17 protein-coding genes are annotated in these 19,638 nt (G+C 68.1%); 7 read left to right on the top strand and 10 right to left on the bottom strand.

The window, feature by feature from the left end:
* The first annotated feature begins 89 nt into the window (after positions 1–89).
* Positions 90–1,112: an LLM class flavin-dependent oxidoreductase gene (locus tag MEU52_RS17730; protein ID WP_238123217.1), complete on the top strand. Its 1,023-nt coding sequence runs from the start codon at positions 90–92 to the stop codon at positions 1,110–1,112.
* A gap of 185 nt (positions 1,113–1,297) precedes the next feature.
* Here the strand turns inward: MEU52_RS17730 and serA are convergent, their stop codons facing one another.
* The 7 genes from serA to MEU52_RS17695 all read right to left on the bottom strand — a co-directional run bounded on the left by serA (position 1,298) and on the right by MEU52_RS17695 (position 11,963).
* Positions 1,298–2,587 (bottom strand): phosphoglycerate dehydrogenase, encoded by a 1,290-nt coding sequence (gene serA / locus MEU52_RS17725; protein ID WP_238123218.1) that lies wholly within the window; start codon positions 2,585–2,587, stop codon positions 1,298–1,300.
* 362 nt (positions 2,588–2,949) lie between these two features.
* Positions 2,950–4,146: an ABC transporter substrate-binding protein gene (locus MEU52_RS17720; RefSeq protein WP_238123219.1), complete on the bottom strand. Its 1,197-nt coding sequence runs from the start codon at positions 4,144–4,146 to the stop codon at positions 2,950–2,952.
* A 108-nt stretch (positions 4,147–4,254) separates the two neighbouring features.
* Positions 4,255–6,069: an acyl-CoA dehydrogenase gene (locus tag MEU52_RS17715; RefSeq protein ID WP_238123220.1), complete on the bottom strand. Its 1,815-nt coding sequence runs from the start codon at positions 6,067–6,069 to the stop codon at positions 4,255–4,257.
* A 40-nt stretch (positions 6,070–6,109) separates the two neighbouring features.
* The gene (locus tag MEU52_RS17710; RefSeq protein ID WP_238123221.1) at positions 6,110–6,898 is read right to left on the bottom strand and encodes an SDR family oxidoreductase; all 789 of its coding nucleotides are present in this window, start codon (positions 6,896–6,898) and stop codon (positions 6,110–6,112) included.
* A complete protein-coding gene (locus MEU52_RS17705) occupies positions 6,895–8,979 on the bottom strand; it encodes a 3-hydroxyacyl-CoA dehydrogenase NAD-binding domain-containing protein (protein WP_238123222.1) in 2,085 nt (694 codons plus the stop codon). Before MEU52_RS17705 ends, MEU52_RS17710 begins: the two co-directional genes overlap by 4 nt.
* Positions 8,980–9,040: 61 nt before the next feature.
* Complete coding sequence (locus tag MEU52_RS17700) at positions 9,041–10,699, bottom strand: long-chain fatty acid--CoA ligase (protein WP_238123223.1); 1,659 nt, start codon at positions 10,697–10,699, stop codon at positions 9,041–9,043.
* Between the two features lie 76 nt (positions 10,700–10,775).
* Complete coding sequence (locus tag MEU52_RS17695; protein ID WP_238123224.1) at positions 10,776–11,963, bottom strand: acetyl-CoA C-acyltransferase family protein; 1,188 nt, start codon at positions 11,961–11,963, stop codon at positions 10,776–10,778.
* A gap of 347 nt (positions 11,964–12,310) precedes the next feature.
* Here MEU52_RS17695 and MEU52_RS17690 point away from each other — a divergent pair, with 347 nt between their 5' ends.
* The gene (locus tag MEU52_RS17690) at positions 12,311–13,048 is read left to right on the top strand and encodes a FadR/GntR family transcriptional regulator (protein WP_238123225.1); all 738 of its coding nucleotides are present in this window, start codon (positions 12,311–12,313) and stop codon (positions 13,046–13,048) included.
* Here MEU52_RS17690 and MEU52_RS17685 read toward each other — a convergent pair.
* Positions 12,994–13,962 carry a LysR substrate-binding domain-containing protein gene (locus tag MEU52_RS17685; protein ID WP_238123226.1) on the bottom strand — a complete coding sequence of 323 codons (969 nt, stop codon included), beginning with the start codon at positions 13,960–13,962 and terminating at the stop codon, positions 12,994–12,996. The two genes, MEU52_RS17690 and MEU52_RS17685, sit on opposite strands and share 55 nt — an antisense overlap.
* A gap of 159 nt (positions 13,963–14,121) precedes the next feature.
* Here MEU52_RS17685 and MEU52_RS17680 point away from each other — a divergent pair, with 159 nt between their 5' ends.
* From MEU52_RS17680 to MEU52_RS17660, 5 genes are read left to right on the top strand one after another with little or no spacing between them, the layout of a single operon-like run.
* Positions 14,122–14,913, top strand: a complete 792-nt coding sequence (locus MEU52_RS17680) for a transporter substrate-binding domain-containing protein (protein ID WP_238123227.1) — start codon at positions 14,122–14,124, stop codon at positions 14,911–14,913.
* 26 nt (positions 14,914–14,939) lie between these two features.
* Positions 14,940–15,602, top strand: a complete 663-nt coding sequence (locus tag MEU52_RS17675; protein WP_238123228.1) for an amino acid ABC transporter permease — start codon at positions 14,940–14,942, stop codon at positions 15,600–15,602.
* Positions 15,603–15,607: 5 nt separating this feature from the next.
* On the top strand, positions 15,608–16,258 hold the full coding sequence (locus MEU52_RS17670; protein WP_238123229.1) for an amino acid ABC transporter permease: 651 nt from the start codon (positions 15,608–15,610) through the stop codon (positions 16,256–16,258).
* Positions 16,245–16,973, top strand: coding sequence for an amino acid ABC transporter ATP-binding protein (locus MEU52_RS17665; protein ID WP_238123230.1), 729 nt, complete (start codon positions 16,245–16,247; stop codon positions 16,971–16,973). Before MEU52_RS17670 ends, MEU52_RS17665 begins: the two co-directional genes overlap by 14 nt.
* A gap of 51 nt (positions 16,974–17,024) precedes the next feature.
* Positions 17,025–18,275, top strand: a complete 1,251-nt coding sequence (locus MEU52_RS17660; protein ID WP_238123231.1) for an allantoate amidohydrolase — start codon at positions 17,025–17,027, stop codon at positions 18,273–18,275.
* Between the two features lie 61 nt (positions 18,276–18,336).
* Here the strand turns inward: MEU52_RS17660 and MEU52_RS17655 are convergent, their stop codons facing one another.
* Together MEU52_RS17655 and MEU52_RS17650 are read right to left on the bottom strand one after the other, a co-directional pair.
* A complete protein-coding gene (locus MEU52_RS17655; protein WP_238123232.1) occupies positions 18,337–18,801 on the bottom strand; it encodes an SRPBCC family protein in 465 nt (154 codons plus the stop codon).
* A gap of 28 nt (positions 18,802–18,829) precedes the next feature.
* Positions 18,830–19,636: an ABC transporter permease gene (locus MEU52_RS17650; protein WP_238123233.1), complete on the bottom strand. Its 807-nt coding sequence runs from the start codon at positions 19,634–19,636 to the stop codon at positions 18,830–18,832.
* Between the last annotated feature and the right edge of the window lie 2 nt (positions 19,637–19,638).

Raw genomic sequence — 19,638 nt, 5'->3', positions numbered from 1 at the left:
GAGCCCGCGTCGTTGTGATCGGGCAGGAGGTGCGCATAAGGCGCCGGCGGCGTACTGTGCGCACCTGTTTTCCCTGATACGGCAGCATCGTGAAGAAGATCGGCTTTCTCTCCTTCGGGCATTGGACCCCCTCGCCCCAATCCGAGACCCGCAGCGCGTCGGACGCGCTTTTGCAGTCCATCGAGCTGGCGGTGGCGGCGGAAGAGCTGGGCGCCGACGGCGCTTACTTCCGCGTCCATCACTTCGCTAGGCAATTGTCGTCGCCGTTTCCGCTGCTGGCAGCGGTGGGGGCGCGCACGCAGCGCATCGAGATCGGCACCGCCGTCATCGACATGCGCTATGAGAACCCGCTCTATATGGCGGAGGATGCGGGCGCCGCCGACCTCATCGCCGGCGGCCGGCTGCAGCTCGGCATCAGCCGCGGCTCGCCGGAACAGGTGATCGACGGCTGGCGCTATTTCGGCTACCGCCCGCCGGAGGGCGAGGACGCTTCCGCCATGGCCCGCCGCCATGCCGAAGTGTTCCTGGACGTGCTGCGCGGGGAAGGATTCGCCCAGCCGAACCCCCGGCCCATGTTCCCCAACCCGCCCGGCCTGCTGCGCCTCGAGCCCCATTCCGAGGGGCTGCGCGAGCGCATCTGGTGGGGGGCGAGTTCCAACGCGACGGCCATCTGGGCCGCCAAGCTCGGCATGTATCTGCAGAGCTCCACCCTGAAGGACGACGAGGATGGCCGCCCGTTCGATGTGCAGCAGGCGGCACAGATCCGCGCCTATCGCGAGGCGTGGAAAGAGGCGGGCCATGCGCGCGCTCCGCGGGCCTCGGTGAGCCGCTCTATCTTCGCCCTGGTGGATGACCGCGACCGGGCCTATTTCGGCGGCTCGGGCCAGGACCAGGACCAGATCGGCTTCATCGACGAGAAGACCCGCGCCATCTTCGGCCGCAGCTATGCCGGGGAGCCCGACAAGCTGGTGGAGCAACTGGCCAAGGACGAGGCCATCGCCGAGGCCGATACCCTGCTGCTCACGGTGCCCAACCAGCTGGGCGTCGACTACAACGCCCACGTCATCGAGGCGATCTTGACCCATGTCGCGCCAGCCCTCGGCTGGCGCTGACGGGTGGCGCCCGCAAAGAGAAAGGCGCCGATGGCTGGGCCACCGGCGCCTTTCTCTTTGAACGGGTGAGCCGGAACGCGGCTCATACCAAAGGTTCATGAGCTTTTCTCATGGACCGTTGGTCAAGCCCGCGCGGCGCTTGAGCGGACCCGCGTGGCGCCGGTCGAAGACCGGGGCTGATGGGATCAGGCCTTGTATTCGTAGAGCAGGCGGGCGCGGATGGTGCCTTCCAGCGCCCGGATGTCTTCCAGCACCGCCTGGCTGTCGGCGGCGGAGGCATCGGCGTCCAGCACCACATAGCCGATGTCTGCGTCGGTCTCGTAATACTGCGCAGCGATGTTGACGGAGTGGCGCGCCAGCACCTCGTTCAGCCGGCCGAGCATGCCCGGCAGGTTGCGCTGCACCTGGATGAAGCGGGTGCCCAGCGGGCGGGCCGGCAGCTGCACCTGCGGGAAATTCACCGTGCCGACCGTGGAGCCGGTATCGCTGTAATCCACCAGCTTGCGCGCCACCTCGGCGCCGATGCGCTCCTGCGCCTCCAGCGTGGAGCCACCCACATGGGGGCTGAGAATGACATTGTCGATCCCCTGCAGGGGCGAGGTGAAGCGCTCGCCATTGGAGCCGGGCTCCACCGGGAACACGTCCACGGCGGCGCCGAGGATGTGACCCGAGCGCAGGGCATCGGCGAGCGCTTCCAGATCCACCACGGTGCCGCGGCTGTTGTTGATGAAGTAGGAGCCCGGCTTCATCAGGGCCAGCTCGCGCCGGCCGATCATGCCGTGGGTGGCGGCGGTTTCCGGCACGTGCAGCGTGACCACATCCGCCTGGCCCAGCAGCTCTTCAAGGCTGGCGGTGGGCTCGGCATTGCCCTGGCGCAGCTTGTCGATCAGATCATAGAAGATCACCCGCATGCCCATCGCCTCGGCGAGGTTGGACAGCTGCGAGCCGATGTTGCCATAGCCGACGATGCCGAGGGTCTTGCCGCGCACCTCGTGGCTGTGGGTGGCCGACTTGTCCCAGCGGCCCTCGTGGGCGGCATGCGAGCGGGCGGGAATGCGGCGCAGCAGCATCACGATCTCGCCGATCACCAGCTCCGCCACGCTGCGGGTGTTGGAGAAGGGGGCGTTGAACACCGGGATGCCCTGGGCACGGCAGGCGTCGAGGTCCACCTGGTTGGTGCCGACGCTGAAGCAGCCGATGGCGATGAGCCGGTCGGCGGCTTCCAGCACCTCGGCGGTGATGTGGGTGCGCGAGCGGATGCCGAGGATGTGCACCCCCTTGATGGCCTCCTTCAGCGCATCACCGTCCAGCGCCTTGGCGAGGCGCGTGATATTGGTGTAGCCGGCATCCTGCATGAGCTGCACGGCGCTGTCGTTCACGCCTTCGAGCAGCAGCACCTTGATCTTGTCTTTGGCCAGCGACAGTTGCGGCGGGTTGATTGGGCTATCGGGCACGATCTCGGCGTCCTTCAGCATTGCAGTTCGAGCACTGGCCGGTGGGGTCCTGCGCGGAGCATGGGCACCGGCCTCGTCCCCGGGTGGGGCGATCCTTGGGCGCGAGAACTTAGCGCTTTTGCCGGCTGCGTCTAGGCTCCCCTGCGCCGGCGCGCCCTCGCGCCGGCATGGCCCGCGCAAACAGATGGCCCGTCAGGATTTTTCCGAGTGGACGCGATGTCGCGGGGGGAGTGCCGGTGGACACTGTCATTGCGGCGGGCCGGGCTGCGTCCTTGGCAGGGACCCTGGCCGGGCCTGCTGCCCGCTGTGCTCAAGGCTGGCGTGCGTGGGGCGGGATCTGTATTCCGCAGCGGAAGATCTGGTGCAGTCCGCCCCACGGCACATCAGTTCGCCTTCGCGTAGGGGCAGTTGCTTTCAGCCAGGGGGCGGATGATCTCTTCCGCGGGCATGGCGCGCACCGGCTTCAGATAATCCCACGGCCCCTTGGATTCCGCCGGCGTCTTCACCTCATAAAGGGTCATGCCCTTCATGAGCCGCCCATCGGCACGCACCTTGGCACCCTGGGCATAGAAGTCGTTCACCGGCAGTTCGCGCAGCTTTTCCGAGACCTTCACCGGATCGTCGGTGCCGGCTGCTTCCACCGCCCGCAGATAGGCGAGAACCGCGCTATAGACCCCGGCCTGGAGATGGGAGGGGGCGGCATCCGTGCCGCGCTCGGCGCGCCACCGGCGGGTGAATGCGCGGGAGGCGTCGTCCTGGTCCCAATAGAAGGGCACCACGAACTGCAGCCCCTGCGCGGTCTTCAGGCCGAGGGCGTGGACATTGGTGATGTAAAAGGCGGTGCCGGCGATCTTCTGCCCGCCCTCCACCAGGCCGAACTCGCCGGCCTGCTTGATGGTGTTGATGGTGTTGTCGCCGGCATTGAGGGCGGCCACCACCTTGGCGCCGGAGGCCTGGGCCTGGAGCAGGTAGGCGGAGAAATCGGTGGTCGCCACCGGATGGCGCGCCACGCCGACGATCTTGCCGCCGGCCGGCACCACCACCCGCTCGATCTGCTGCTGTAGCGACTGGCCGAAGGAATAATCGGCGACGATCAGGAACCAGGTGTCGCCGCCCGCCTTCACCGCCGCCCGGCCGATGGCGTTGGCGATGGTGGAGGAATCATAATTCCACACGAAGGCGGTGGGGGAGCAGGCATCGCCGAACAGCCGGTCGGTCACCGAGCTGACGTTGATGATGACCGCCTTGTTCTTGGCGAGGTCCTGCACCGCCAGGGAGACGGCGGAATTGCCGAAATCGACGATGGCTCCGACTCCGTCCACGTCGATCCAGCGGCGGGCGATGCTGGCGCCGATGTCCGCCTTGTTCTGGTGGTCGCCCACCAGCAGCTCCACCGGCTTGCCCAGCACTTTGCCGCCGAAATCCCGGATGGCGAGCCGCGCCGAGGCCACCGAACCGGGGCCCTGCGGGTCCGCATAGGGACCGGACTGGTCGTTCAACACGCCGATGCGCACCGCATCCTTCGCGACCTGCGCAAAGGCCGGCCCGCTCAGGGCGCTGCTGGCGAGGGCGAGCGACACCAGCGCGCGCCTAAGAGCTTTCCTCACACGATGACCCGGCAACATGGCTTCCTCCCTTGATGACTGTTGTCATTCACTTTTTGATGGGTGCCCGGGGTGTGTCGGCGGTCAGAACATCTCCGCCGACAGTTCGGAAAACAGCTGCGGCGCGGACCGCAATGGGGCCAGCCAGCCGGGGATCTTGGGCAGCTCGTGGGCGCTGAAATAGCGGGCGGCGGCGACCTTTCCGGCCACCAGTTCCGGCGGCAGCTGGTCCGCCCGCTCTTGCGCCGTGAGGGCTTGGTCGAGGGTCATCCAGCCCACCACCAGATGGCCGCAGGCGGAGAGGAGGGCGGTGGCGTTGTCGAGGGCGGCGGTGGCCGCCGGGTCCGCCACTACGCTCTCCACCAGCTCCGCCACGGCGGCACGGGCCATGCCCAGCATGCGGCCGGCCTCCACCAGTGTGGGGGAGGCGGCAGCGCGGGCCTGGGTCGCGTCGATCTGCTGCAGCAAAGCGGCGAACGCGACGCCCTTGTCGCGCACCAGCTTGCGGCCGACGAAATCCAGCGCCTGGATGCCGGTGGTGCCTTCGTGGATGGGGTTCAGGCGATTGTCGCGGTAGAGCTGCTCCACGTCGAAATCGCGCGTGTAGCCATAGCCGCCATGGATCTGGATGGCGATGTCGCTGGCCACCAGCCCCCATTCCGAGCTCCAGGTCTTGGCGATGGGGGTCAGGAGATCAAGCAGCGCTTGCGCCGCCTGGTCCTGTCCCACTTCGGCGCGGTCGGCCAGATGGAAGCAGAACAGCACCAGCGCCAGGGCGCCCTCGGCATAGCTTTTCTGCGCCAGCAGCAGCCGCTTCACGTCGGCGTGGCGGGCGATGGGCACCGGACTGGTGTCCGCCGCGGCGCCGCGCGGGCGGCCCTGGGCGCGCTCGGTGGCATAGGTCACCGACAGGCGATGGCTGCGATAGGCGAGGGCGGCGGCGCCGAGCCCCACCTGCAGCCGCGCCTCGTTCATCATCATGAACATGATGGCGAGGCCCTGGCCGGGCGCACCCACCAGATAGCCCACCGCCCCGGCGGCATCGCCCGGCCGGTGGCGGCCCTCGCCGAAGTTGAGGAGGCAGTTGGCGGTGCCGCGATAGCCCATCTTGTGGTTGAGGCCCGCCACCGTCACATCATTGCGGCTGCCGGCGAACTCCCCCGGCGCCACCAGCACTTTGGGCACCGCGAACAGGGAGATGCCGGCGGTGCCGGGCACGAGCTTGCCGTCGGGCCCGGGGATCTTGGCCAGCACCAGGTGGCAGATGTTGTCCGAGGCATCCTGATCGCCGCCGGAGATCCACATCTTGTTGCCGGCGAGCCGATACCGGGCGCCGAGGCCGTCGGCGCCATCCGCCACCGCGCGGGTGGTGATGTCGGCCAGCGACGATCCCGCCTGCGGCTCTGACAGGCACATGGTGCCGAAGAAGCGCCCCTCGATCTGCGGCAGGGCCAGCGCCGCGATCAGCTCGGGGCTGCCGAAGCGGGTGAGCAGCCGGGCATTGGCCACCGTGAGCATGGGATAGGCGGCGGTGGCGATATTGGCGCTGAGGAAATGGGCGAAGGAGGCCGCGGCCACCGTCAGCGGCAGTTGCAGGCCGCCGTGCTCGGCGGCAAAGCTCTGGCCGAACAGGCCCGCCTCCGCATAGGCCTTGAGGGCGGTGTGGATGGCCGGCAGGATGCGCACGCTTTCGCCGTCGAGTCGTGGCTCGCTCTGGTCGCCCGCCTTGTAGTGGCTGAGGAAATGGCGAGCGGCGAGGCTGTCGCTCAGGTCCAGAAGGGCGGTGAGGGTCTCGCGGTTGAGCTCGGCGAAGGGGGCAAGCGCGGCGAGACGCTCCACGCCGAGCCAGTCCAGCAGCAGGAAGTCGAGGTCCGATCGGCGGATCAGCGCATCGGTCATGAGGGCTCCTCGGGGTTCGGGGCGGGATGCGGCCGGGCGCTCACAGCGCCGTCATGCCGCCGTCCACCGCCAGGGTCTGGCCAGTGATGTGGGCGCCGGCGTCGGAAGCCAGCAGCAGCACCGCGCCTTTCAGGTCGTCGGCGCCGCCGAGGCGGCCGCGCGGCGTCATGGCGGTGAGGGCTTCGCCGTGGGCATCGAGGGTGCCGGCGGTCATCTTGGAGGGGAAATAGCCGGGCGCCAGGGCATTCACCGTGAGCCCGCGCCGCCCCCATTCCGCGGCCAGGGCGCGGGTCAAGGCGATGACGCCGCCCTTGGAGGCATTGTAGGCGGCGGTGCCTTCCATGCCGGGCAGATTGCCGGTGAGGCCGGCGATGGAGGCGATGTTGACGATGCGCCCGTAGCTCTTGGGCAGCATAGCCCGCGCCGCCACCTCGCGGGTGAGATCGAACAGCCGGTTGAGGTTGAGGTCCATCACTTTGGCCCAGCCCTGGGGCGGATAGGCCTCGGCTGGGGCGCCCCAGGTGGCGCCCGCATTGTTGACGAGGATGTCGATGCGCCCGGCGACCGCCCCCGTGGCCTCCACCAGGGGGACGATGGCTCCGGGATCGGCGAGATCGCTCGTCACCGTGGTGCAGGCGATGCCCTGATGCTCCAGATGGGCCTTGGCGGCGGCGAGTTCGTCCACCTTGCGGGCGGAAAGCACCACATGGGCACCGTACTCGCCCAGGGCTTCCGCCATCTGAAGGCCGATGCCGCGCGAGCCGCCGGTGATGAGGGCGACGCGGCCGGTGAGATCGAACAGGCGATGCAAAGTGCCGGGCGTGGTCACGCAGCGTCTCCATTGAGAGAGGACAGGCCGGTGGCCGCAACGCGGCGCAGCAGCGGCGCCGTCTCCCAGGCCCAGCCCTGATAGCCGCCGGCGAAGGCAGAGATGCGCTCCAGAACCCGGGGCAGGCCCACCCGGTCCGCGTAGAACATCGGACCGCCGCGGAAGCGCGGGAAGCCATAGCCGCACACCCACACCGTATCGATGTCGAGGGGGCGATAGGCGATCTTGTCATCCAGAATGCGCGCGCCCTCGTTCACCAAAGCGAACACGCAGCGCTCGACGATTTCTTCATCGCTGATGGCGCGGCGGGTGAGGCCGAGGCGCTTGGATTCCTCCACCACCAGGGTGTCGATGGCCGGATCCACCTCGGCCTTGCCGCCCTTGCCGTAGAGATAATATCCGGCGCCGGTCTTCTGGCCGAAGCGGCCCATTTCGCAGATGAGATCGGGGATGCGGGAATAGGGGCGGTCGGGCTGCTCCACGGCGCGGCGCTTGCGGATGCTCCAGCCGATGTCCTGGCCGGCGAGGTCCATGGTGCGCAGCGGCCCCATGGCCATGCCGAACGCCTCCATGGCGGCATCCACCTGCTGCGGCAGGGCTCCTTCCTCCAGGAGGACATAGGCCTGGCGCAGATATTCCTCGAACATGCGATTGCCGATGAAGCCATCGCACACGCCGGAGACCACGCCCACCTTGCGGATCTGCTTGGCGAAGCCCATCGCACGGGCCAGGGTGGCGGGCGACGTTTGCGCGCCCCGCACCACTTCCAGCAGGCGCATGATATTGGCCGGGCTGAAGAAATGGGTGCCGATCACGTCCTGCGGGCGGCGCGTGAAGGCGGCGATCTGGTCCACGTCCAGGGTCGAGGTGTTGGAGGCGAGAAGGGTGCCGGGATCGGCCAGCCGGTCGAGCGCCTCGAACACGGTTTTCTTCACCCCCATGTCCTCGAACACCGCCTCGATCACCAGATCGGCGCCGCGCACGTCCGCCATGTCGGACGAGAAGCGGATGCGGCCTTCCTGGGCGGCGCCGGCCTCGGCGGTGAGGCGGCCGCGCTCCACCGTCCGGGCGATGGTGGAGGCGACGGTGGCCCGGGAGCGGGCGAGCGCGGCCTCGGTGGTGTCGATGACGGTCACCGGCAGGCCCGCCTGCGCCACCGCCAGGGCAATGCCGGTGCCCATGGTGCCGGAGCCGATGAGGGCGACGGCGCGCACCGGCTGGGGCTTCTCCAGGGCTTCGAGCCCCGGCACCCGGGCCACCGCCCGCTCGGCCAGGAACTGGTGCCGCAGGCCGCGCGCGGGCTCGCTCACCAGCAACTGGTCGAACAGCCCATATTCGGCGGCAAGCCCGGCATCGAAGCCGTCCCGCATGCCGGTCTCGATGGCCTCCACGGTGGCCCGCGCCGCATCCCCCGGCGCCCCTGGCGCGGCCTGGGCGCGGGCGGTGGCCAGAGCCTCCGCGGCGCCGTCGGTGGCGGGGGCGGTGTCGCGGCTGCGGCGCCGGCCGGAAAGGGTGCGGGCGAAGGCGATGGCGGCGGTGCGCACGTCGCCCGTCACCACCTCATCCACCAGCCCCATGGCCTGGGCGGTGGTGGCGCTCACCGTCGTTCCGGTGGTGATGAGCTTCACCGCCGGGGCAACGCCGATGCGGCAGGGCAGGCGCTGGGTGCCGCCGGCGCCGGGAATGAGGCCCAGCGTGACCTCCGGCAGGCCGAGCCGGGCGTCGGGCGTCGCGAGGCGATAATCGGTGGAAAGGGCCAGCTCCAGCCCGCCGCCGAGGGCGCCACCTTGGATGGCCGTCACCACCGGCTTGGCGAGGCCGTCGAGGGTGGCGCAGAGGCCGCGGATGGGACCGGCGATGGTGGCGGCGTCGCCATTGAACTCGGCAATGTCGGCGCCGGCGCTGAACATCCGCCCCTCTGAGGCTAGGACCAAAGCGGTGACATCGGGATGGGCGTCGAGGGCGGTGACCGCCTCCCGCAGCGCCTGGGGAATGCCGGCGGTGGCGGAAATGGGATTGAGCGGCGGGTTTGAGAAGACGACAACCCCGATCCCGTTCTCGATGCGTGTTTCGACTGGCACGAGCTCCCCCTGGACCTTCTGGCGCCTCTTGGCGCAAACATGATGAAATGAATGCGCGCGATTACTGCGCGGCGTCGTCCCGCTTCAGGATGTAATCGGCGAATTGCTTGCGGACTTCCGTCTTCTGCAGCTTTCCGGTAGCGGTGTGGGGCAAGGCGTCTACCACCACCACGTCATCGGGGATCCACCATTTGGCGACCTTGCCGAGGTACCAGTCGAGCAGCGCCGCCTTGTCGATGGCATGGCCCGGCCTCGGCACCACCAGCAGCAGCGGGCGCTCGTCCCATTTGCGGTGCTGGGCGGCGATGACCACCGCCTCCTGCACGTCGGGATGGCCGCAGGCAATGTTTTCCAGGGTGATGGAGCTGATCCATTCGCCGCCGGATTTGATGAGATCCTTGGCGCGGTCGACGATCTCCACATAGCCCGAGGCATCCTCCGTCACCATGTCGCCGGTGCGGAACCAGCCGTCGGCGGTGAAGGCGGCATCGGTGGCGTTGACCTTGAAATAGCCCGAGGCGATCCAGGGGCCGCGGATGAGCAGTTCCCCGGGGCTCGCGCCATCGGCCGGCACATCCGTGCCTTCCGCGCCCATCACCCGGGTTTCGACGCCGAAGGTGGGGCGGCCCTGGCGGCGCTGCAGGGCCAGCCATTCCGCCTGCGGCAGGTTTTTATTCTCCACCTTGCGCTGGTTGTAGAGGCCGCAGGGGGTGGTTTCCGTCATGCCCCAGGCGTGGTTGACGGTGATGCCGAATTCGTCGTGAAAGGCGGCGGCCAGATGCGCCGGGCAGGCGGCGCCGCCCACCACGATGCGCAATGGTGCCGCGAGGGTCGGGCGGGTGGCGCGCAGATGCTCCAGCACCCCGAGCCACACGGTGGGCACCGCCGCCGACCAGGTGACGGCATGGTTGGTGATGAGATCGCACAGGGCCGCTGCCTGGGGTCGCGGGCCGGGCAGCACCAGGCTCGCCCCCACCAGCGGCGCGCTATAGGGCACGCCCCAGCCGTTGACGTGGAACATGGGCACCACCGGCATCGCCACATCCACCGAGCGCAGGCCGAAGAAGTCCGGCAGATTGGTGGAATAGCTGTGCAGCACGATGGCCCGGTGGGAGTAGAGCACCCCCTTGGGCTGGCCGGTGGTGCCGGAGGTGTAGCACAGGCTCACCGCCTCGTTTTCATCGAAACGGGGCCAATCGAGATCGGGCGTTTCGGCGCCAATCAGGCTCTCATAGGAGATCACCTCCAGCTCGGCCTTGAGCGGGGTGTTGGGCACATCGGCATCCTCGCCGAGCACCACCAGGGTCTTCACCCCGGCCGCCTTCAGCGCAGGGCCGATGGCCTCCGCCACCGCCATCTCCAGCGGATCCACGAACAGCATGGCATCGGCCGCGTCAGTGATGATGTAGGCGATCTGGGCCGGGAACAGGCGCGGGTTGATGGTGTGGCAGATGGCGCCGAGGCCGGCGAGGCCGTAATAGATCTCAAGGTGCCGGTGATCGTTCCAGGCCAGCGTTCCGAGCCGTGTGCCGGGGGCGATGCCGCGCCGGCGCAGCGCCTTGGTGAGGCGGGCGGCGCGGGCCTCGATCTGTGGATAGCTGAACGCGACCGTGCTGCCATCGGGCCGCCGCGTGGTGACGCGGGCGGCGGTGTGATAGCGCGACGCGAACCGGATGATGTCCGAGACGTTCAGCTCGCGCTGCTGCATCAAGGCGCGCATGCATCCCCCCGTTGTTTGTCTTTTGTGTTCGTGTGGTCCGGGTGCGGAACGTTGGCGCGTCCGCACCCGGCCGTGCTCAGGCGCCGAGGCGCTCGAAGATGGCGGCGATGCCCTGGCCGCCGCCGATGCACATGGTGACGAGGGCATAGCGCCCGCCGGTGCGGTGCAATTCGGCGATGGCCTTGATGGTGATGATGGCGCCGGTGGCCCCCACCGGATGGCCCAGCGAGATGCCCGAGCCGTTGGGGTTCACCCTGGCGGGATCGAACCCGAGCTCGCGGGAGACCGCGCAGGCCTGGGCGGCGAACGCCTCGTTGGATTCGATCACGTCGAGATCGGCCACGGTGAGGCCGGTGCGCGCCAGCACCTTGCGGGTGGCCGGCACCGGGCCGATGCCCATGTGATCCGGCTCGACGCCGGCATGGGCATAGCCGACGAGGCGGGCCAGCGGCTTCAGCCCCTTGCGTTCGGCGGTGACGGCATCGGCCAGCACCACGGCGGCGGCCGCATCGTTGATGCCGGAGGCGTTGCCGGCGGTGACGCTGCCATCGGGCTTGAACACCGGCTTCATCTTCGCCAGCACCTCGACGGTGGTGTCGGGGCGCACGTGCTCGTCGGTGTCGAAGATCACCGTGCCCTTGCGGGTCTTGATCTCCACCGGAACGATCTGGCTGCGGAAGCGGCCTTCCGCCACGGCGGCCGCCGCGCGGCGATGGCTTTCGGCAGCCAGCGCATCCTGATCGTCGCGGCTCACCTGATGGCGGGCGGCGACGTTTTCCGCGGTGACGCCCATGTGGATGTCGTCGAACGGATCGTGCAGGGCGGCCACCATGTAATCCACCATGCGGCCATCGCCCATGCGCTGGCCCCAGCGCATGCCGGGAGCGAGATAGGGGCCGCGGCTCATGGATTCCGCGCCGGCGCCGATGGCGATGTCGCAATCGCCGAGCAGGATGGTCTGCGCCGCCGAGACGATGGCCTGCAGGCCCGAGCCGCACAGCCGGTTCACGTTGAAAGCGGGCACCTCCTTGGGCAGGCCCGCCTTCAGGGCGGCGACGCGGCTGAGATAGGCATCCTTCGGCTCGGTGGGAATGACGTTGCCCATGGCCACATGGCCCACGGCGTCCGGCTCCACCGCGCTGCGATCGAGCGCCGCCTTCACCACCGTGGTGGCGAGGGTGGACAGGGGCACATCCTTGAGGCTGCCGCCGAACCCGCCGATGGCGGTGCGGGCGGCGCCGACGATGACGACGTCACGGGTCATGAGAATTTCCTGGTGATGGTCGATGGCGCGCCGGCCCGCACTGGTCCGGCGCCGGGGCGCATGATCGCGGTTCAGATCCGGCGGGGATCGGGTGCAACTGCGCCGTTGGCCGGCGTGTCCGCGCGCGGGGCGCAGCGGGAGCGTCGCAGGTCAATCGGGCCGGTCATGGCGTGTCCTCCCTCGGGCGCGGCTGGGGCCCGTTTGCCGCCGGCCTCTGGCGGGCCGATCGGTGCGGTGTGTTCCGCTTGCCTCGCATTCCTATTCGATGTTCGCTTGTTGGACAAGCGAACATTTGCGCAATGTGCATCGGAATGCTACGGACCGGCAACACCCAACGAGGCGGCGACATGTTCCAACGCATTGAGGCGGTTCCCGCCTATCGCATCGTCTGCGACGCCATCGAGAAGCAGATCATGAGCGGGCGCATCGGCGCCGGGGATCAGCTGCCCACCGAGACCGAGCTGGCCGAGCAGTTCGGCCTCGCCCGCCACACGGTGCGCGAGGGCCTGCGCCTGCTGGAGGAGAGCGGGCTGGTGGGCCGCGAGGCCGGCCGCCGGCTGGTGGTGAAGGAGCCCCATTACACCGAGCTCGCCCCGCGCGCCTCCCGCGCCCTCATCATGCAGCGGGTCACCTTCGAGGAGCTGTGGGAGGTCTCCATGTCACTGGAGCCGAGCGCGGCGGCGCGGGCGGCGAGCCGCATCGATGACGACCAGATCGCGGCGCTGGAAGACAACCTGCGGCAGATGGAAGAGGAGCTGGCGGCGGGCCGCTCCATCATCGCCCTCGATGTGGCGTTCCACACCCTGGTGGCGGAGATCGCCGGCAACAAGGCGCTGCTGCTGGCCCGCGAGCCCATCTCGCAGCTGTTCTATCCGGCGCTGGAGAAGCTGTTCGCCCATCCGTTGAACTGCGTCACCGGCCCGCGCCGGCTGGCCGATGCCCACCGGCACATCATCGACGCGCTCAAGCACCACGACCGCGACCAGGCGGAACTGTGGATGCGCCGGCACATGGTGGATTTCCGTCGCGGCTACGAGTTGTGCAGCTTCGATCTGCGCGAGGCCATCGCCTTCGAGGGGGCCTGACCGGTGGCGCTTCCGTCCGGGCGAGTGCTCAGCCAGCGCAGGAATTCGTGCACGGCCGGGGCCTGCTCGCGCAGGCGGTAGATCATGTAGACATCGGCCACCATGGTGGGTGTCACCGGGCGAAACACCACCTCGTCGCTGGTGAAGCGGGCGGTGGAGGTGGGCACCAGCGCCACCCCGAAGCCGGCGGCGATGAGGCTGGGGATGGATTGGGAATCCACCACCTGCTGTGACACCCGCGGCAGGAAACCGGCTTCCACGCAGCAGCGCTGAATGTAGCGGGCGAACTCGGAGGATTCCGGGTGCAGCATCACATGCTCGTCGTCGGCCAGATCGATGAGCGCCACCACCGGCCGCGCCGTGAGCGGATGGCTCAGCGGCAGGATCACCGAAAGGGTTTCCCGCCAGGCCAGGGTGCAGCCCAGTTCTGGGTGGCGCGCCACCGAGCGGTCGAGGGAGATGTCGGTGCGGTTGAAGCTGATGTCGGTGCGGTGGTCCAGTACGTCCTTCACCTGCAGCGCCGGCGCCTGCTCATAGATCACCGTGCGCACCTGGGGGGCATGGCGGCGGTAATCGGCGAGCCAGGTGGCGAGCCCGCCGCGCAGGATGGTGCCGGTGGCGCCGATCTCGATCTTGCCCGAGCGCCCCGCGCCCACCGACATCACCTGCTGCTGCGCCCGCTCCGCCTGGGCGATCAGGGCGCGCGCCTGCGCCTCCAGCTCCTGGCCAGCGGCGGTCAGCTCCACCCGCCGGCTGGTACGGGTGAACAGCCGCGTCTTAAGCCCGCTCTCCAATTGGGCAATGGCCTGGGACAGGGGCGGCTGGGACATGTTGAGCCGCTGCGCGGCGCGGGTGAAGGAGAGCTCCTCCGCCACGGCGAGGAAGTAGCGCAGCTGCTTCAGATCCATATCCATGGCATATCAATCTAGTTCAATCATATATTGGACATATTCATAGCCCGGCGCGACAGTGGCTTCAACGGCCGGGAAAAATCCAGGGCGGCGATCCCAAGGCGCCGCACCCGAAAAGGCCGACCTTCCACCTGTCTTCGGATCTATGAGGGGTTGCCTTCCATGAATTTCGTCACCCGTGCCGCCGCCACCTGCGCGGCTGTCGCCGTCGCTGGCGCCCTGTTCGTCTCGGCCGCCGCTGCGGATGCTTTGGCCGACATCGAGAAGGCCAAGCTGATCCGCATCGCCGTGCCGCAGGATTTCGCCCCGTTCGGCTCGGTGGGGCCGGATCTCCAGCCGCGCGGCTATGACATCGACATGGCCAATTACATCGGTAAGCAGCTGGGCGTGAAGGTGCAACTGGTGCCCGTCACCAGCGCCAACCGCATCGCCTATCTGCAGACCCACAAGGTGGATCTGGTGATCTCCAGCCTCGGCAAGAACGCGGAGCGGGAGAAGGTCATCGATTTCTCCATTCCCTATGCCCCGTTCTTCTCCGGCGTCTACGGCATCGCCGGTGACAAGGTGACCGATGCGGCGAGCCTTTCCGGCAAGACTGTGGGCGCCACCCGCGGCGCCATCGAGGAGCAGGAGCTTTCCAAGCTCGCCCCGGCCGACGCCACCGTGAAGCGCTTTGAGGACAATAACGCGACCGTGTCCGCCTTCGTCTCCGGCCAGGTGGACCTCATCGCCACCGGCAACACGGTGGCGGCGACGGTGGCGGAGAAGAGCCCGAACCGCAAGCCGGAGCTCAAGTTCGTCATCAAGGACAGCCCCTGCTACGTGGGCCTGAACAAGGATGAGCCGGCGCTGCTCGCCAAGGTGAACGCGATCATCACCAAGGCCAAGGAAGACGGCACTCTGGCCACGTTTTCCGAAACCTGGCTGAAGGCGCCCCTGCCGGCCAACTTCTGACCGCTGCCGACATTCGGGGCAGCGCCATGATCCAGCAACTGAACTTTGGCGACCTGCTCCCGTATTGGGACGTGTTCGCCCGGGGACTGGTGTTCACCATCGTCCTCACCCTCACCTCCACCGTGGCGGGCATCGGCCTGGGCACGGCGGGGGCCTGGGCCCGCACCTTCGGGCCGAAATGGGCCGGCGCGCTGACGCGGGCCTATGTGGAAGTGATCCGCAACACACCCTTCATCGTGCAGCTGTTCTTCATCTTCTTCGGGCTTCCGGCGCTCGGGGTGAAGCTGTCGGAAGACGTGGCAGCGTTCATCGCCATGGTGATCAATCTCGGGGCCTATTCCACCGAGATCATCCGGGCTGGCATCCAGGCGGTGCCCAAAGGCCATCTGGAGGCGGGTGTCTCGCTCGCCATGAGCCGGTGGGAAGTCTTCCGCTACATCGTGCTCAAACAGGCCTTCATGAAGGTCTATCCGGCGCTCTCCTCGCAGATCATCATCGTGATGCTGGGTTCGGCGGTGGTGTCCCAGATCTCGGCCGAGGATCTCACTTACGCGGCCAATTACATCCAGTCCCGCAACTTCCGCGCCTTTGAAGTCTATATTGTCGCGGCGGTCCTTTATCTCATGCTCGCCATCGGCCTGCGCGCGCTTCTGCGCGGCATCGGCCGGGCGATCTTTCCGAAAGGATGACGGCCATGAGCGATTTCAGCTTCTGGATCATCCTGCAGAACCTGCTGCTGGCGACCCGCTGGACCATCCTGCTCTCCTTGATCGCATTCGTCTCCGGCGGCATCGTCGGGCTGGCGCTGCTGCTCGCCCGGGTGTCGCACAACCGGGCGCTCAGGATCGCCTCCATCGGCTATATCGAGCTGTTCCAGGGCACGCCGCTTCTCATGCAGCTGTTCCTGTTCTTCTTCGGTGTCGCTTTGTTCGGCATCGAGGTCAGCCCCTGGATCGCCGCCTGGTTGGCGCTGACCTTCTGGACCTCCGCCTTCCTCGCCGAGATCTGGCGTGGTTGCGTGGAATCCATCCCCAAGGGCCAGTGGGAGGCCTCGGAGAGCCTGGCGTTCTCCTACGGGGAGCAGATGCGCTACGTCATCCTGCCCCAGGCACTGAGGATCGCGGTAGCGCCCACCGTCGGCTTTTCGGTGCAGGTGGTGAAGGGCACCGCGCTCGCCTCCATCATCGGTTTCGTGGAGCTGACCAAGGCCGGCACCATGCTCAACAACGTCACCTTCCGGCCGTTCCTGGTCTATTCGCTGGTGGCGCTCATCTACTTCGCTTTGTGCTTCCCGTTGTCCTGGTATTCCAAACGTCTGGAGGGTCGCCTCAATGTCGCTCGTTAGCATCAAGGACGTGCGCAAGAGCTACGGCGCGCAAGAGGTCCTCAAGGGGGTGTCGCTGGAGATCGGCCGTGGCGATGTCACCGCCATCATCGGTCGCTCCGGTTCTGGCAAGAGCACGCTCCTGCGCTGCATCAACGGCCTGGAGACCTACCAGGCCGGCGCCATCACCGTGGACGGGATGACCGTGGGCGACGGCGAGACTGATCTTCGCACCCTGCGCCGCCACGTGGGCATGGTGTTCCAGCAGTTCAACCTCTTCCCCCACCTCACCGCCGGCGAGAACGTGATGCTCGCGCCCACCGTGGTGGCCAAGGAGCAGAAGGGCGAGGCCCGCGCCATGGCCGAGGCGCTTCTGGAAAAGGTGGGGCTTGCCGGCAAGTTCGACGCTTATCCCAGCCAGCTCTCCGGCGGCCAGCAACAGCGCGTCGCCATCGCCCGCTCGCTGGCCATGCGCCCCACCGTGCTGTTGTGCGACGAGATCACCTCCGCCCTCGATCCGGAACTGGTCAACGAGGTGCTGAAGGTGGTGGAGCAGCTCGCCAGCGAGGGCATGACGCTGATCCTCGTGACCCATGAGATGCGGTTCGCCCGCGACGTGGGCACCAAGCTCGTCTTCATGCACCAGGGCCGGGTGCATGAGGAAGGCCCGCCCAAGGCGCTGTTCGCCAATCCCGGCACGCCGGAACTGGCGCAGTTCGTGGGCAGCCAGCATTAGCCGGCCCCAACCAAAGGAGAGGACGCCATGGACAGGGGAGGAGCCATCACCATGTCCCGCGCACTGTTGGCGCGGCCTGCCGAAATGGCGGCGCGCATCGTCCGCCGGATCGAGGAACTGGCGGCCATCACCGAACGGGACGGGGAGGTGACGCGGGTCGTCTTCTCGCCCGAGCATCGCCGGGCGGCGGACCTCATCCTCACCTGGATGCGCGAGGCCGGCATGGCGGCGCGCATGGATGAGATCGGCAATGTGGTGGGCCGCTACGAAGGCGAGGCCCCGAGCGCCCCGGCACTGCTGGTGGGCTCCCATTACGACACCGTGCGCAACGCCGGAAAATGGGATGGGCCGCTTGGCGTCATCACCGCCATCGAGGCGGTGGCGGCGCTCTCCGCCGCCGGGGTGCGCCTGCCCCATGCGGTGGAGGTGGTGGGCTTCAGCGACGAGGAAGGCGTGCGCTTCTCCTCGACCTTGCTGGGCAGCCGGGCTTTGGCCGGCACCTTTGACGAGGGCGCGCTGGAGGCGAAGGATGCCGACGGCATCACCCTGCGCGAGGCCATGATCGCCTTCGGGCTCGATCCCGATCGCATCCGCCGGGCGGCGCGGCGGCGGGAGGATGTGCTGGCCTATCTGGAGCTGCACATCGAGCAGGGGCCGGTGCTGGAGAAGGAAGATCTGCCGGTGGGGGTGGTCACTGCCATCAGCGGCGCCAACCGGTTCCGGGTGGAACTGGACGGCATGGCCGGGCATGCGGGCACGGTCCCCATGGGGCTGCGCCAGGATGCCCTCGCGGGGGCGTCCGAATGCGTGCTGGCGGTGGAGGCCCTGGCCCAGGCGGGCATCGGTGTGGTGGGCACGGTGGGCCAGATCGCCGCCACGCCCGGCGCCGCCAATGTCATTCCGGGCCGCGCCGTCATCTCCATCGATCTGCGGGCGGCAGACGACGGCCAGCGGCGGGAGACGGTTTCCGACGTGGTGGACGCCATCGACGAGATCGCCGCGCGGCGCGGCCTCAAGGCCCGCATCATCAAGACCCATGAGAATGGCACCGCGCTGTGCGCACCCTGGCTCAGGGCGCAGATCGGCGCGGCGCTCACCGCGGCGGGCCATCGGGTGCTGGAACTGCCGAGCGGGGCGGGGCACGACGGCATGGCCATGATCGACCTGGCCGACATGGCCATGATCTTCGTGCGCTGCCGTGGCGGGGTGAGCCATCATCCGGCCGAGCATGTGACCATCGAGGATGTGGCCGCGGGCGCCGAGGTTCTTCTCGGCACCATCACCGGCTTTCAGCCGCGCTGAGTACGAAGAGGGGTGCAGGGGCGGCAGGGCGGTGCCGCCCCTGCGGTCGAGGACGCCAGGGTCAGGCGGCGTCCTCGGAGGGGGCAAGCAGCTTCACGAGGTTCTCGAAGAAGGCGTCGGCATTCTTCTTGGCGGTGCCGGCGATGAGCCGCTGGCCGAGTTGGGCCAACTTGCCGCCGATCTGCGCTTCCACCTCATAGACGAGGCGGGTGCCGCCTTCGGGCAGTTCGGTGAGGGTGACGAGGGCGCCACCCTTGGCGAAGCCGGAGATGCCGCCATCCCCCTCGCCGGTGATGCGGTAGCGGCTCGGCGGCTCGCGATCGGACAACGTGACCTTGCCCTTGAACTTGGCCTTCACCGGCCCGACCTTGGCCACCACGACCGCGCGCAGCTCGTCCGGGCCCAGGCGCTCGATCTCCTCGCAGCCGGGGATGCACTGCTTGAGCACGTTCTCGTCGTTGAGGGCGGCGTAGACCGTCTCGCGGGAGGCGGCGAGATCGCATTCGCCGGTCATTTCCAGAGCCATGGGATTGCTCCTCTTTGAGATCGCCGGATCAGGCGTTTTTCCAGGGAATGAGCCGGCGCTCGATGGCGTCGAGGGCGCTGTTCATGATGAAGCCGATGAGGGCGATGACGAACAGGCCCACATACATGGTGGTGACGTCGAACAGCTCCCAGGCGTTCCAGATCATGTAGCCGAGGCCGCTTTTCGCCCCCACCATCTCGGCGATGGCGATCAGCACCAGGCCCATGCCGGCGCCGAGCTTGATGCCGGTCATGATGAGCGGCATGGCGCCGGGCAAGGCGATGGTGCGGAAGGTGTTCCAGCTGCTCGCCTTGAAGTTCCGGCCGACGTCCAGATAGATGGGCGGCAACTGGCGCACGCCCACCGCGGTGTTGATGACCACCGGATAGAACACGCCGATGGCCACCATGGCGATCTTGGAGCCCTCGCCGATGCCGAAGATGAGCAGGATCAGCGGCAGCAGCGAGCTTTTCGGGATCGGGTAGGTGGCGGAGATCAGCGGATCGAGGGCCGCCCGCACCGGATGATAAAGGCCCATGGCGAGGCCGATGGCGATGGCGGGAATACCGCCCACCAGGAGGCCCACCCCCAGGCGATAGAGGCTGGCGCCCACATTGTCCCAGAGCCCGCCGCTGCCGGCCATGTCGAGCATGTGGGCGACGATGTGCAGCGGGGCGGGAAAGAAGCGCTCGTCCAGGAAGCCCAGGCGCGCGCAGACCTCCCACACCGTCAGCAGGGCGATGGGGGAGACGATGGAAATGGCCCGGTCCGAGGTGAAGGCGGTCCACCAGATGGGCTGGGTGATGTTCTTGGCGGGTGTGATGATGGTGGTCATCG

Source organism: Xanthobacter sp. NM-25, from assembly GCF_022138605.1.
Taxonomy (GTDB): domain Bacteria; phylum Pseudomonadota; class Alphaproteobacteria; order Rhizobiales; family Xanthobacteraceae; genus Xanthobacter.
The sequence above is the reverse complement of the archived record's forward strand: the minus strand, read 5'-3'. Positions and strand labels throughout refer to the sequence as shown.